The 15,617-nt window shown below is 40.4% G+C and carries 11 protein-coding genes; 8 read left to right on the forward strand and 3 right to left on the reverse strand.

The features are described 5' to 3' along the window. The first annotated feature begins 6 nt into the window (after positions 1-6). From recF to FW757_RS18735, 7 genes are all read left to right on the forward strand, one after another. The gene (recF, locus tag FW757_RS18705) at positions 7-1,101 is read left to right on the forward strand and encodes a DNA replication/repair protein RecF (protein WP_145241717.1); all 1,095 of its coding nucleotides are present in this window, start codon (positions 7-9) and stop codon (positions 1,099-1,101) included. Between the two features lie 12 nt (positions 1,102-1,113). Then, positions 1,114-3,540 carry a DNA topoisomerase (ATP-hydrolyzing) subunit B gene (gene gyrB / locus FW757_RS18710; protein ID WP_149983171.1) on the forward strand — a complete coding sequence of 809 codons (2,427 nt, stop codon included), beginning with the start codon at positions 1,114-1,116 and terminating at the stop codon, positions 3,538-3,540. A gap of 143 nt (positions 3,541-3,683) precedes the next feature. Further along, positions 3,684-4,586 (forward strand): glycine--tRNA ligase subunit alpha, encoded by a 903-nt coding sequence (gene glyQ, locus FW757_RS18715; RefSeq protein ID WP_182718512.1) that lies wholly within the window; start codon positions 3,684-3,686, stop codon positions 4,584-4,586. Between the two features lie 2 nt (positions 4,587-4,588). Continuing rightward, positions 4,589-6,658 carry a glycine--tRNA ligase subunit beta gene (glyS, locus tag FW757_RS18720; protein ID WP_182718511.1) on the forward strand — a complete coding sequence of 690 codons (2,070 nt, stop codon included), beginning with the start codon at positions 4,589-4,591 and terminating at the stop codon, positions 6,656-6,658. Positions 6,659-6,719: 61 nt separating this feature from the next. Further along, positions 6,720-7,169: a hypothetical protein gene (locus tag FW757_RS18725; protein ID WP_182718510.1), complete on the forward strand. Its 450-nt coding sequence runs from the start codon at positions 6,720-6,722 to the stop codon at positions 7,167-7,169. Positions 7,170-7,371: 202 nt separating this feature from the next. Further along, positions 7,372-7,839 (forward strand): DUF3015 family protein, encoded by a 468-nt coding sequence (locus FW757_RS18730; RefSeq protein ID WP_149983174.1) that lies wholly within the window; start codon positions 7,372-7,374, stop codon positions 7,837-7,839. 37 nt (positions 7,840-7,876) lie between these two features. Continuing rightward, positions 7,877-9,688, forward strand: a complete 1,812-nt coding sequence (locus FW757_RS18735) for an Lnb N-terminal periplasmic domain-containing protein (protein WP_182797905.1) — start codon at positions 7,877-7,879, stop codon at positions 9,686-9,688. A gap of 30 nt (positions 9,689-9,718) precedes the next feature. On the opposite strand, the gene tusA is transcribed toward FW757_RS18735, so the two are convergent. The 3 genes from tusA to fadB all read right to left on the reverse strand — a co-directional run bounded on the left by tusA (position 9,719) and on the right by fadB (position 13,495). Next, on the reverse strand, positions 9,719-9,958 hold the full coding sequence (gene tusA, locus FW757_RS18740) for a sulfurtransferase TusA (protein ID WP_182718508.1): 240 nt from the start codon (positions 9,956-9,958) through the stop codon (positions 9,719-9,721). 203 nt (positions 9,959-10,161) lie between these two features. After that, positions 10,162-11,331 carry an acetyl-CoA C-acyltransferase FadA gene (gene fadA / locus FW757_RS18745; RefSeq protein WP_149983177.1) on the reverse strand — a complete coding sequence of 390 codons (1,170 nt, stop codon included), beginning with the start codon at positions 11,329-11,331 and terminating at the stop codon, positions 10,162-10,164. Between the two features lie 4 nt (positions 11,332-11,335). Continuing rightward, entirely contained in the window at positions 11,336-13,495 is a 2,160-nt protein-coding gene (gene fadB / locus FW757_RS18750; protein ID WP_446441566.1) for a fatty acid oxidation complex subunit alpha FadB, read from the reverse strand. A gap of 194 nt (positions 13,496-13,689) precedes the next feature. Between fadB and FW757_RS18755 the strand changes: the two genes are divergently transcribed. Beyond that, positions 13,690-15,576, forward strand: coding sequence for a transglycosylase SLT domain-containing protein (locus FW757_RS18755; RefSeq protein ID WP_182740623.1), 1,887 nt, complete (start codon positions 13,690-13,692; stop codon positions 15,574-15,576). The last annotated feature ends 41 nt before the right edge of the window (positions 15,577-15,617 follow it).

Consider the following 15,617-nt stretch of genomic DNA (forward strand, 5'->3'; position numbering starts at 1 on the left):
GGCACTATGAGTTTAAGTCATTTGAGCCTCAATAATTTTCGGAATATTGAGGCGCTCACTGTAGAGCCAGTGAATGGTATTAACATAATTTATGGTGAAAATGGCAGTGGCAAAACCAGCCTTCTTGAGGCTATTTATTACCTTTCTCATGGCAAGTCTTTCCGCACCCCAAAACACAAAAGTATCATTACGCACCATAAAGAAAAATTCACCATTCATGGTCGTAAATCACTTTATAACTTATCAATTCCAATCGGTATTAGTAAGACTTTAAGTGGTGAGACAGAATTAAAAATACAGGGTAAGTCTAGTCGTCGAGTGTCTGAACTTGCCCAATTAATGCCAGTACAAGTGATCACCCCAGAAAGCTATTCGTTGTTTTTTGGAGGTCCAAAAGAGCGCCGAAAATTTTTAGATTTAGGATTGTTCCACGTGGAACAAGACTTTTTTTATTTGTGGCAATCTTTCAATAAAGTATTAAAGCAACGTAATGCATTATTGAAAAGTAAGCCTAAGAATTATTTTGATCAAATCAAGTTTTGGGATAAAGAATTTGTTAGACTGGCAGACCAAATAAATAATTTACGAATTGCGTATATAAGTAGGTTTAAGCAGCAATTTTTTGATAAAATGTGTGCAGAATTAACGCTTATACGCGATTTAGAAATAAGTTTTTATGCTGGTTGGAAAGAAAATGAATCTCTAGCCGACGCTCTCGAACAAAGCTTTGAGCGTGATAGTCGCCAAGGTTTTACAAATAAAGGGCCGCATAAAGCTGATTTCAGTTTTAGTGTCGCTGGCAATAGTGTGGAAAACACCTTTTCACGCGGTCAATTGAAGCTATTGCTTTATGCGTTAAAAGTAACGCAAAATAGTTTGATTGAGTCAGAGACAGAAAAGCAATCAATATTGCTAATAGATGATCTACCTTCAGAGTTAGGGGAAGATACGAAAGAGAAAGTAGGACAGTTATTGTCGCACTGTAGCTCTCAAATATTTATCTCTACAATTCAATCTGAAAGTATTTCTGCTGTGGTGGAACCCATGCAACGAGAACTACAAATGTTCCACGTGAAACATGGCAACCTAATAACAAGATAAGTGGGATTAACCATGTCTGAGAATTACGATTCGTCGAGTATTAAAGTACTAAAAGGATTAGACGCAGTAAGAAAGCGTCCTGGAATGTATATAGGGGACACCGATGATGGCACAGGCTTACACCATATGGTGTTTGAGGTCGTTGATAACTCTATCGATGAAGCCTTAGCAGGTCACTGTGATGACATCTATGTCACAATTCATTTAGATGGTTCTGTCTCTGTTCGAGATAACGGCCGTGGTATTCCAACTTCAATTCATGAAGAAGAAGGCGTGTCAGCTGCTGAAGTAATTATGACTGTACTACATGCTGGTGGTAAGTTTGATGATAACTCATATAAAGTATCAGGCGGCTTACACGGTGTTGGTGTTTCAGTAGTAAATGCGCTTTCAGAAAAATTAAAGCTAACGGTTCGTCGTGAAGGCAAGCTACATGAGCAATTTTACACTATGGGTGTTCCTGATGCGCCACTAGCTGTAATTGGCGAATCAGAAACCACAGGTACTGAACTTCGTTTTTGGCCAAGTGGTGAGACTTTCACAAACTTAGATTTCCATTACGATATTTTAGCTAAGCGCTTACGCGAGTTATCATTCCTGAATTCAGGTGTGAGTATTATTTTAAATGATGAACGCGAAGAAAATAAAACTGACCACTTTAAATATGAAGGGGGTATTCGTGCCTTCGTTGAGTATTTAAACCGTAATAAAACACCTATTCATAAAGGTGTATTCCACTTTACTCATGAACGTGAAGAAGATGGTATTAGCGTTGAAGTATCAATGCAGTGGAATGATGCTTACCAAGAAAACATTTACTGTTTTACAAACAACATTCCACAACGTGATGGTGGTACTCACTTAGCCGGTTTTAGATCTGCGCTAACTCGTACACTTAACAACTATATGGAAAAAGAAGGCTTTAACAAAAAAGCTAAAACAACCAGTAATGCAACAGGCGATGATGCCCGTGAAGGCTTAACTGCAGTTGTTAGTGTTAAAGTTCCTGATCCTAAGTTCTCATCACAAACCAAAGATAAGCTAGTTTCAAGCGAAGTTAAATCAGCTGTAGAACAAGCAATGGCTGAGAAATTCACTGAATTCTTATTAGAAAATCCAGTAGATGCAAAAATAGTTGTTGGTAAAATCATTGATGCTTCTCGTGCTCGTGAAGCGGCGCGTAAAGCCCGTGAAATGACTCGTCGTAAAGGCGCAATGGACTTAGCAGGTTTACCTGGTAAGTTAGCGGATTGCCAAGAAAAAGATCCAGCCCTGTCTGAACTATATATAGTGGAAGGGGACTCTGCTGGCGGATCAGCTAAGCAGGGTCGTAACCGTAAGAATCAAGCGATTCTTCCGCTTAAAGGTAAAATACTAAACGTAGAGAAAGCGCGTTTTGATAAGATGTTATCTTCACAAGAAGTTGCCACGTTAATTACAGCCCTTGGTTGTGGTATTGGTCGCGATGAGTATAACCCTGAAAAATTACGCTATCACCGCATCATTATCATGACCGATGCTGACGTCGATGGTTCGCACATTCGTACGTTACTATTGACCTTTTTCTACCGTCAAATGCCAGAAATAGTTGAACGTGGTTATATCTATATTGCTCAACCACCACTTTATAAAGTGAAAAAAGGTAAACAAGAGCGCTATATCAAAGATGATCCAGCACTTGTCGAATACCTAACTTCATTAGCATTAAATGGTGCCGCACTTTATACCGGTGCTGATGCATCTGCACTTGAAGGTGAAGCTTTAGAGGCTATCGTTCATGATTATCAAAACACCGTTAAAGTTATTGAACGCTTAAAACGTAAATACCCGAATACGGTGATGGAACGTTTGATCTATCAAACAGAGCTAAACGAAACTGATTTAGCCGATGAAGCTAAAGTAATCGAGTGGACCAAAACGTTAGTCGATGACTTAGTCGCACGTGATGAAGATGCAACTATCTTCGCTGCTGCAACAGAGCATGATACTGAGCGTAACTTATATTACCCAGTTATCAATATTCGCCAACACGGTGTTGATAAGGCACACGTACTGAGCCATGATTTTATCTCTTCACGTGATTATAAACGCATCGCAGTAACTGGTACTAACATTGCCAATATCTTAAGTGAAGGTGCTTATATTCAACGTGGTGAGAAGACACTAGCTGTTGATAACTTTGTGGATGCATTGGAATGGTTGATCGCAGAATCTAAGCGTGGGCTATATATCCAGCGCTATAAAGGGCTAGGTGAGATGAATCCAAGTCAGCTGTGGGAAACTACCATGGATCCTTCAGCGCGTCGCATGTTACAAGTAACCATTGAAGATGCTGTTGGTGCAGACCAATTATTCGCAACCTTGATGGGTGACCAAGTTGAGCCGCGTCGTGAGTTCATAGAAACGAATGCACTACGTGTAGTTAACTTAGACGTATAATTAAATTATAGTAATTACAAAAAAGGAGCCTTAGGCTCCTTTTTTATTTTCTCAATTGCACAAACTGCTTAAAACATGACTACGCACAAGGTATACTGAAGGTAATTTTCACGCTACATCACAGCAGATACTAAAAGCCAAATATGCAAAAATATGACGTTAAAACCTTTCAAGGTTTGATCCTGGCTTTACAGGATTACTGGGCACAGCAAGGCTGTGTCATTATTCAGCCACTTGATATGGAAGTTGGTGCAGGCACATTTCATCCGCAAACATTTTTAAAGTCTATTGGTCCTGAGCCAATGTCGAGCGCGTATGTGCAACCGTGTCGTCGTCCTACCGATGGCCGTTATGGTGAGAATCCAAATCGCCTGCAACATTACTACCAGTTCCAAGTCGTATTAAAACCATCACCAGATAACATCCAGGAGCTATATTTAGGCTCATTAGCGGCTGTTGGCATTGATACCCTTACTGACGAAGTACGCTTCGTTGAAGACAACTGGGAATCACCTACGCTAGGCGCATGGGGTCTTGGTTGGGAGATCTGGTTAAACGGTATGGAAGTAACCCAGTTTACCTACTTCCAACAAGTAGGGGGCTTAGAGTGCTCTCCTGTTACTGGTGAGATCACTTATGGTCTTGAGCGTTTAGCTATGTACATTCAAGGCGTAGATAGCATCTACGATCTAGTATGGGCTGATGGCCCAATGGGCCGTGTTACTTACGGTGATGTATTCCATCAGAACGAAGTTGAGCAATCAACTTATAACTTTGAGCATGCAAATGTTGAAGATTTATTTGCCCAGTTTGATAAATGCGAAGCTGAGAGCCAAAAGCTGATTGAAGCAAGCTTACCATTACCTGCTTATGAGCAAGTAATGAAAGCATCACACGCATTTAACTTATTGGATGCACGTCACGCTATTTCTGTGACAGAGCGCCAGCGTTATATCTTGCGCGTTCGTGCATTATCTAAAGCGTGTGCACAAAGTTATTATGACAAACGCGAAGCGCTTGGTTTCCCGTTGTGTAAGGATAAGTAAGCATGTCAGCACAAAATTTATTAGTAGAAATTGGCACCGAAGAGTTGCCACCAAAATCATTGCGTAAACTTGCCGAAGCATTTGCTGCAAATCTAACTGCAGAGCTTGAGAGCCTAGAGCTTAATCACCAAGGCGTAAGCTGGTATGCATCTCCTCGTCGCTTAGGTTTACAAGTAACAGCACTTGAAGCTCAGCAACAAGACAAAGAAGTAGAAAAACGTGGTCCAGCAACGAAGGCTGCATTTGATGCCGATGGCAAGCCGACCAAAGCTGCAATGGGTTGGGCTCGTGGTTGTGGTATTGAAGTAAGTGAAGCGCAAACACTCGAGACCGATAAAGGTGCATGGTTGTTACACATTGCTAAAGTAGCAGGCAAAGAAACCACAGCCTTGATGGCTGATGCGGTAAATAAAGCGTTAGCTAAACTTCCGATTCCTAAACCAATGCGTTGGGGGGCGAATAAAACACAATTTATTCGTCCTGTTCATACCGCAACTATTTTATTTGGCGATCAGCTAATTGAAGGCGAAGTCCTTGGTAAAGCAGTGGGTAACCAACTGCAAGGCCATCGTTTTCATCATCCAGAAAAAATCACAATCAAACACGCTGATGATGTTTTTGAGGTGCTTAAGTCTGCACATGTTGTTGCTGATTACCAGCAGCGTAAAGCACAAATTCGTAGCCAAATCGAAGCTGCAGCAACAGCCGTTAATGCAGTAGTAGCTATGGATGAAGATTTACTTGAAGAAGTAACTTCATTGGTTGAATGGCCAGTAACTCTTACTGCAACATTTGAAGAAGCGTTTTTAGATGTACCAGCCGAAGCGCTGATCTACACTATGAAAGACGATCAAAAATACTTCCCATTACTTGATCAAGACGGCAAGCTACTTAATAAGTTTTTGTTTGTTTCAAACATCGAAAGTAAAAACCCAAGCGTAGTTATTGCTGGTAACGAGAAAGTAGTGCGCCCGCGTTTAGCTGACGCGCAGTTCTTCTTTGAAACAGATAAAAAGAAAACTCTTGAAAGCCGTTTAGAGTCACTTAATAGCGTATTGTTCCAACAGCAATTAGGTACGCTTAAAGATAAGTCAGAGCGTATTAGTGAACTTGCTGGTTACATTGCTGAGCAATTAGGTGCCGATAAAACACTTGCTAAGCGTGCTGGTTTATTAAGTAAAACCGATCTAATGACCGAAATGGTAATGGAGTTTACTGACGTACAAGGTGTGATGGGGATGCACTATGCACGCCATGACGGTGAAGCCGAAGATGTTGCCATTGCCCAAAACGAGCAATACATGCCGCGTTTTGCCGGTGATAATTTACCTACAAACTTAATTAGCTGCGCGGTAGCGATTGCCGATAAGTTCGATACACTAGTAGGTATTTTTGGTATTGGCCAAGCACCAAAAGGTGATAAAGATCCGTTTGCGCTTCGTCGTGCAGCCATTGGTTCGCTGCGTATCATGGTAGAAAAAGAACTACCACTTGATATTTTAGATCTAGTCGCAAAATCACAAACCCTGTTTGGCGATAAGCTAACTAACTTAAATGTATCAGCCGATGTATTTGAATTTATGCTAGGGCGCTTCCGCGCTTGGTATCAAGACGAAGGCATTGAAGTAGACGTTATTCAAGCAGTACTAGTGCGTCGCCCAACTAAGCCTGTTGATTTTGACCGTCGTGTTAAAGCGGTTAGTCACTTCCGTACATTAGACGCCGCAGAAGCGCTTGCAGCAGCTAATAAACGGGTAAGTAATATTCTGGCTAAAAATGATATTACAACGCAAGGCACTGTTGACGAGAGCTTATTAAACGATGATGCCGAAAAGGCATTAGCGGCACAAGTTGCTAAGTTTGCCACTGAATTAGCGCCGTTATACGCCGCTGGCGACTATCAAGAAGCGCTTGCCCAGCTTGCTGGTATTCGTGAAAGTGTTGATAACTTCTTCGACAACGTGATGGTAATGGCAGACGATGAAGCCGTTAAGCAAAACCGTTTAGCATTACTAAGTCAACTGAGTGGTCTATTTTTAGATATTGCTGATATTTCTGTATTACAGAAATAAATTCAGCTTCGCTTAAAAAGCCAGCAGCTATGCTGGCTTTTTAGTATTAGAGGGAATACCTATGAAACGTATATTAACAGTGGCTCTAGTTACTTTATTGAGTGCTTGTTCGAGCCAAATACAAATGCCAGATCTTAGCGATGTACTGCCAGGCCAAGAACTTGACCGTACAATGTACCTCCGCGGCGACTTCAATTTATGGGATGCAGAAAAGCAATATGAATTTACTCAAGTCGCGCCTGCGCTTTATCAAGCACAAGTAAAGTTTTCAACACCGGGTAAAGTGTATGAATTTAAAATTGCCGATATGGATTGGAGCGCAGGTTATAATTGCGGATTCAGTGAACAAGATCCAACCGGTCAATCTCTGACGTTAGGGCAAAGCGTCAAAGCAGATTGCAATACTACCTATAATTACTTTAGCTTCACTCCTGCAATTAAAGGCAGCTACATCGTTAGTATCGATTATCATAATAACGATCAGCCAAAAGTAACAATAACAAAGAAGTGAGAGTAGAGATTTAGGTTTGAGTACACTGATTATATTTACAAAAGTAATTACATCCTGTTAATATTGTTATTGATTTTTTGCGTTAATCGTAGTCAATCATTTTTGAGTATTATATCAAAACTTCTTTTAAATCTATAAAGAGCTCGATATCACTATACTCTGCTCGTTTATATGAATAAAAAAAATTAAAATAGGATTACAGATGTTAAAAACTACAGTAACAGCAGTTGTTTTAGCGGGGGCTTTTATAGCTGCTCCATTACAGGCTAAAGAGGGCGTTAACCCTTGGCAGGATTGTGGTATCGGCGCAATGATATTCCCAGAGAATGGAACCGCAGCAGCAATTTCAAATATTATTTGGGATTTAGGTACTACAGCAGTATCTTCAAATATATCATCTGTAGGTAGCTGTGAAGGCGCAGGTGCAAAAACAGCTCTATTTATTCAACAAACATTCCCTGTACTTGAGCAAGAAATTGCTGAAGGTGAAGGTGAGTATGTTACTGCAATGTTAAATGTGCGTGGTTGTGACGCTAGTTCTCATGGTCAAATTGTAAATGCTATCCGTAGCGATTTTGCGACTAAACCCGCTCAAGACCCTCAAGCATTATATGCAATTGTTGAAAGCAAAGTGACAACACAGTTTGCAGCTACTTGCCCAGTTATTTAACTGTTAATAGAGTAGGTGTCAGCACCTACTCATACTTATGACTACAATCAAATACTTACCAGCACTAGCACTGTTTGCTACGTTTTCATCTTATTCATCTAGCTCACTTTCCGAGCATCCAACCTGGTTGAAATTAGGGCATTATAAAAATGCATCAGCTCCTCAAAGTTATATTGAGAGTGATTCATTTTTTATCTCAAAAAATGGCAAAAATAACCCTTCATCCGAGTTAAAAGCAACGATTGATGCATTTAATAAAGACGCACAAATGCAATGCAAATATCCTGCTAGATATCAGTGGTTACTATCACAAGGGCTTGAATTCTCAGAGCCAAAGGTTGAATGCATCGAACTTATAGAGTGGAGAGATAAACAACCGATTCACTCTGTAAGTTTAGTCTTTGCTTCAGGGTATATGAGTAATCCGGCTTCGCTTTATGGTCATATGCTTTTAAAGCTAAATAGATCAACGCCAGAGCACAATAAGTTACTAGATTACAGCTTAAATTATGGCGCACTAGTTCCTGATAATGAAAACGGTTTGGTCTATATTACGAAAGGGTTATTTGGCGGTTACGAGGCCGGTTTTTCAGATCAACTATTTTACCGTCATCAACATAACTATGGTGAAATAGAGCTGAGAGATATATGGGAATATAAGCTTAACTTTAGCCAAGAAGACGTCCTCTTTTTAACTAATCATTTATGGGAAATTATGGGGGCTAAGTATTCTTACTATTTTGCGGATGAAAACTGTGCATTTCATATCGCAAGGGTTGTTGAATTAATTATAGGGGAGCAGTTAACGAATGAGCTTTCGCCTTGGGTTATTCCTGCGACTATTTTTTCTCGCTTAAATAGTGCTCAATATAATAACGAAAAGCTAGTAAAACAGATTGAGTTTACTCCTTCAAGAAGTAGTGTTTTTCATCAATATGAAAACAATCTTTCAGCGAAAGACTCCAAGCTGGCTTTAGCTATTTATCATTCGCAAAATATACTTTTTGAGCCGACATTTACAAATCTAGATGTGGTAACTAAAAAACGAATTATTGAAACTCTTTTTGAGTTTGTTCAGTTGCAACAAATAAAAAAATATGATGTTGAACACATTGAAAAGTTAAAAAAAGCTCTTATTAAAGCTCGTTTAGTCCTACCTCCAGGTAAAGAAACCTCTTTTATTAATTATGATAAACATGCACCGCATTCAGCTCAGAAACCCTCAAATATATCTATTTCTTCAACTGTGTATAAAAATGAACAAAGCCTAAATTTAGGTTTCAGATTGAGTTATTTTGATTCATTAGCTTCTGATATTGCCAGAGTTCCTTACTCTAATTTAGAGATGTTGGATGTTGAAGTTGCTTTATTTGATTCGCAGTTATATCTAGAAAAATTACATCTTTTAGATCTAGAATCATTTAACCCAGCCTATAGCCAGTGGCCAAATGAAGGCGGTTGGGCATGGCAGATAAATGTAGGTTATGAAAGAAATCGCAGCCAGTGCTTTAGTTGCTCAAGTACATTTGCCATGGCAGGAGTTGGAAAGTCATGGTTATTAAATGCTAATCAGTCGCTAGTTTACGGTATGATTAATGGTTATGCTGGTGAATTACAAAGCACCCAACAATGGCTGGATACTTCAATAGAGCTAGGATTTTTAACGACTGTAACTTCTAATTTAAAACTAAGAACATCAATTGAGAAGTTTTATCACCAACAGTTAAGCGGTATTGCAACTAACATCGAGCTATCAGTGCCTATCAATCAAGATTTCGATATACGATTTGGTTATAAACATGCAACAGAGTTTCAGTGGCAGCTGAAATTAAACTTTTACTGGGATTAATGAATGTTTTAATTATGGTTAATTATTGATTTATAACCCTTTTTTCACTAAATATCGATACGGTACTGCATCCACTTCCTTTTCTAACAATGTGTGATCCATAAAGCGGCAGAAACTGGGGATATCACGGGTGGTGGATGGGTCGTCGGCAATAATTAATAAAGTTTCGCCATTTTCCATTTTACGTACCGCGCTTCTGATCATCATTACAGGCTCCGGACAGCGTAGGCCAATGGCATCTAATTGGTGATCGGGATTCTCAAAACTCATTGCATAACCTTTACTGTTTATTTAGCGCTTAACGATTAGTTTAAGGCTGCTAGTTTAACGACCTCAGCCTGATAAATAAAGTCACTTCACTTGTGCTTATAAAGCGACATAACTTAGCTGCAAAAAATTAATTATAAAAAAGCCGCGTCGATTTATAAATCGACGCGGCTTTTTATCACCAAGGTATTACTTAATACATTTTATTAATCTTGCACACGTTCAAATACCGTTGCGATGCCTTGGCCTAAACCAATACACATAGTGGCTAAACCATAGCGTGCATTTTTATCTTCCATCAAGTGGATTAACGAGGTGCTAATACGTGAACCAGAACAACCCAAAGGATGACCCAGAGCAATAGCACCGCCGTTTAAATTCACTTTTTCATCAACTACATCAGCAAGACCTAGGTCTTTTAATACTGGTAGTGACTGTGCTGCGAATGCTTCGTTAAGCTCAGCAACATCGATATCATCAATAGTGATACCGGCTTGTGCTAATGCTTTTTTACTTGCTGGTACTGGGCCGTAACCCATGATTGATGGATCGCAACCTGCAACCGCCATGGCTTTAACACGTGCACGAATTGGTAAGCCTAAAGCTTTGGCTTTTTCTTCGCTCATTACTAACATAGCAGATGCGCCGTCAGAAAGAGCTGAAGACGTACCGGCAGTGACTGAGCCTGATGCAGGGTTAAATACTGGGCGAAGCTGTGATAAGCCTTCTACCGTTGTTTCTGGACGAATTACTTCGTCATCTTCAACTAAAATCAGTGAACCATCTGCGTCATGACCTTCCATTGCGAGGATTTCGCGGCGGAAACGTCCTTCAACCGTTGCTGCATGAGCTCGTTGATGTGAGCGGTATGCAAATTGGTCTTGCTGCTCACGGGTAATACCGTGAATAGTTGCAAGGTACTCTGCGGTTAAGCCCATTGAGCCAGATGCTTGTGCAATTGAAGTTGCTAAGCCTGGGTGAAAGTCGTTACCGTGGGTCATTGGCACATGACCCATGTGCTCAACACCACCAATGATGTAGGTATCACCAGCGCCAGTCATGATTGCGCGAGCAGCATCGTGTAATGCTTGCATTGATGATCCACATAAGCGGTTTACTGTTACCGCTGGCACTGTGTGAGGAATGCCGGCAAGTAATGCGGCATTACGAGCAACGTTAAAACCTTGCTCTAAAGTTTGTTGTACACAACCCCAATAGATATCGTCAATCGATGCTGGATCAACGGCTGGGTTGCGATCAAGTAAGCCCTTCATTAAGTGGGCGCTTAAATCTTCGGCACGCTTATGTTTAAATACACCGTTTTTTGAACGGCCCATTGGCGTGCGGATACAATCTACAATTACTGGAGTATTCATGGTCTTATCCTTCCACCTTATAGAAAATACGGCCTTCTTCAGCCCATTTGCGAGTTTGTTCAGATACTTGGTAAATCGCACCTAGATGAGCGTATTTGTCAGCTGTTGCAACAAAGTTAGCTAGTCCAGTTTGATCTAAGTAACGGAACGCGCCGCCTCTAAATGGAGGAAAACCAATACCATAAATAAGTGCCATATCAGCTTCTTGTGGAGAAGCAACAATGTTTTCTTGTAAACACAGTAGCACTTCGTTGATCATTGGTATCATACAACGGTCGATAATTTCTTGTTTATCAAACTCTTTCGGTGCATCAGTGATTGAACTAAGTAGCTCAACGGCTTGTGGATCTTGAGCTTTTTTCAAGCGACCGCGACGATCCGGAGCATACTGGTAGAAACCCGCTTTGTTCTTTTGACCAAAACGCTTTTCGTTAGCGAATATTGTTACCGGATCTTTTTCGGCACGTGACATGCGCTCAGGGAAACCATCTGCCATCACGCCAGTACAGTGGTAAGCCGTATCAATACCAACAACATCAAGTAAGTATGCAGGACCCATAGGCCAGCCAAATACGTTTTCCATTACTTTATCTACTTTGGCAAAATCAGCGCCTTCAACAACTAACTTACTAAAGCCGGCAAAGTATGGGAATAATACACGGTTTACAAAGAATCCTGGGCAATCGTTAACAACGATAGGTGATTTACCTAACTTTAAGGCGTAATCAACAACGGCGTTAATAGTTTGCTCTGAGGTTTTCTCACCGCGAATAATTTCTACTAGTGGCATTTTTGGCACTGGGTTAAAGAAGTGCATACCACAGAAATTTTCAGGTTTTTCAAGAGCCGTGGCTAATTCATCAATACGAATAGTTGATGTGTTAGACGTTAAGATAGTGCCTGCAGGCATGTCTTTTTCAAGACCTGCTAAAACGGCTTGTTTAACTTTAGGATTTTCAACAACTGCTTCAACAATGATATCAGCGCTTTGTAAATCGCTATCATTAAGAGTTGGTTTGATTTTACCTAACGTTGCTACCATTTTGTCCATCGCCATATGGCCGCGTTGAACTTTTTGACCTAATAGCTTAGATGCTTCACCCATACCTAAATCAAGCGCATCCTGTTGGATGTCTTTCATTATAATAGGTGTTCCTTTATAAGCTGACTGGTAAGCGATACCGCCACCCATAATGCCAGCACCAAGTACTGCAGCTTGTTTAATTACTACATCACTGGTTTTAGCTTGCTTGCGCGCTTTCCCCTTGATGTATTGATCTGCTAAGAAAATACCCGTTTGGGCTGCCGCTTCTGGGGTGCGTGCTAATTTAGCAAAGTTGGCATTTTCAATTGCCATTGCTTCGGCGCGTTCACAGTTTGCTGCTGCTTTAATAGTGCGAACTGCCATAATAGGAGCAGGATAGTGGCCTTTGGTTTTACCCATAACCATACCTTCAGCCATTGCAAAGCTCATACCTTGCTCAACACGGTTCAATTTAAGTGGTTGTAATTTTACTTGTCGCTTAGCTTGCCAATCTAGTTTTCCAGAGATTGCTAATTCAAGTGTTGAAATTCCTGACTCTATAAGTTTGTCAGTACTAACTACTGCGTCAACAGCACCTACTTTTAAAGCATCAGCTGCGCGGTTTTCGGCACCAGAGGTGATCCAAAGCATCGCATTATCAGCACCAACAATGCGTGGTAAGCGAACTGTGCCGCCAAATCCAGGCATGATGCCAAGTTTTACTTCTGGTAGGCCAATTTTAGCATCAGTGCTAGCAACACGATAATCGGTAGCGAGTACCCACTCACAACCACCACCAAGTGCTAAGCCATTTATAGCGCTTAAAGTTGGGAATGGTAAATCTTCTAGCGCGTCAAAAACATCAGTGGCATCTTTGATCCACGTTACTAATTCAGCTTCTGGTTTAGTAAAGGTAGGTAAAAATTCGAAAATATCGGCGCCAATAATAAAGTGTTCTTTATCACTGGTAAAAATCATGCCTTTGATATCACTGTTTGCGGCTAATTCTTTTAATGCAGAGGCGCAATCTTTCAAGGTTTGCTGAGACAAAGTGTTTACAGAACCTGCAACACAAAATTTGAACTCGGCGATATTATCCTTGATGAAAGCAACTTCAAAGGAATCGCTTTTATATAACATTATTATTCTCCCTAGTTAGTGAACTAAGACTGGTACGATGAGTTTGCATTTCAATCAGTGTGCTTGCTTTAAATTAAAAATGCAACGAAAAATTTACTGTGGTGTCTTACTACTGGTTAAAATATAGCTTGTTTGGTGCTAAGGTGTAGGCGAAGTGTTTGTCTTTTATTTACCTTTGAATATTTAAGGTCATCATGAAAAAACAATTTTTAAGTGTAACGGCAGCAGCATTATTATTTCCTTTATTTTCTGCCTACGCTAATACGGAGCATGACGCATTTTTAGATGCTGAAAAAAAAGTCAAATATGCTAGTTATCAAGAGTTTAAGGAAGTCGTTGCACAGCTAGACCATCCATTAAAGCCTTATGTAGAGCAACTCTATTGGCAGCGCCATCCTGATATTGAGCATCAATCTGAAATAGAGCGTTATTTAACTATTTATCAAAGTACGCCTTTAGAGTGGCCGGTGCGCAAAGCATGGCTGCAGAATTTACAAAAGCAAAACCGCAAAGCTGCTTTTATTAATAATTATCGCGAGACTACAAATAGTGAGCTGACTTGCACTTACCTGCAGTATCAGCTTGATTTAGGGGCGCCGGAACAAGCGATAATGAGTCAAGTAACAAATTTATGGACTGTCGGGAAATCACAGCCAGAAGAATGCGATTCACTATTTAATGTTTGGCGTAAAAAAGGTTATATGAGCCAAGAGCAAATATGGCAACGCATTACGTTATCGGCACAAGGTGGCTCGCAAAGCTTACTGCCATACTTAAAAACCTTATTACCGAAAAATGAGCAATACTTGGCTGACTTTTACCGAAAAGTTCGCAGTGATCCCAGTGCAGTAGCAGGAATGTACCGCTATAAGCATAAAACAGTTAAAGAAAGTGAAATTGCACACTATGGAATTAAACGCTTAATTTGGCGAGATAAAACCTTGGCGCTTAAGGCATGGGAAAAGTTAGACAAAATGTTTAACTATTCTGACGAGCAAAAGGCTGATGTTTATTATAGTTTTGCTTTATCGCTGGCATCAAGTGGCCACCCTGAGGCGCGTTTTTGGTTGAGTAAAGTGCCCAAAGATCGCCAAGATCGTAAATTAATGCAATGGCAGTTAGGCAATATGCTAAAAACCCAAGATTGGTCGGGCATTGTGGCGTTTTTTACAGGTAAAGAAAATCTTAGTCTGGGTCAGCAATATTGGTTAGCGTATAGTTTAGAACAACGAGGTGATACACAGCGTGCTAAAGCTATTTGGCAAATAGTCGCAAAAGAGCGTGATTATTATGGATTTTTGGCTGCTGCGCGGTTGGGTTTACCTATTGAGCTCAATAATCAACCATTGTTAGTGAGCGACAAATTAATGCATGAGGTGGCTAATGCCCCTGGTTTTAAACGTGCTAAAGCGATGTATGAACTTGAGCGGTTTACTTCTGCTCGTCGCGAATGGAATTATTTAACAAGCACTTCTAGCGATGAAGAAAAGCTCGCGGCTTCAAAACTCGCAGCAGAATTAGATTGGTACGACAGTACTATTTATACTTTAGCGCAAATTAAGGCATGGGATTATGTAGAGTTACGTTTCCCATTTGCTTTTCAAGATTTATTTGAACGTTATAGTAAACGTAATCATATAGATGTTACTTGGAGCATTGCTATTTCGCGCCGTGAAAGCTCTTTTGCACCTGATGCACGTTCTCATGCTAATGCGCGTGGCTTAATGCAGCTATTACCAAGTACAGCAAAGTATGTAAATAAAAGTACTGTTTCAGGAAACCGTTTAAGTCAACCTAAGACCAATATACGTTTAGGTACAGAGTATTTAGAATACTTAAAAAAGAAAAACCATGGCAACGAAATACTAGCTACAGCCTCGTATAACGCCGGTTACCATAGAATCAGAAAGTGGCTACCAGATGAAGCCATGCCTGCTGAATTATGGATTGAGCTTATCCCGTATCGTGAAACTCGGGAGTACGTAAAAAATGTATTTGCATATCGTCAGGTTTATCACACGCGTTTAGGGCGCGAAGGAAATATATTGGCACCAATATTGGATATGAAGATGGGTGGCTAAGGCACAAGTGCTTTAGCGCATCTGCATTGGGGTTAAACAGG

The sequence above is a fragment of the Pseudoalteromonas sp. 1181_04 genome, from assembly GCF_052850545.1.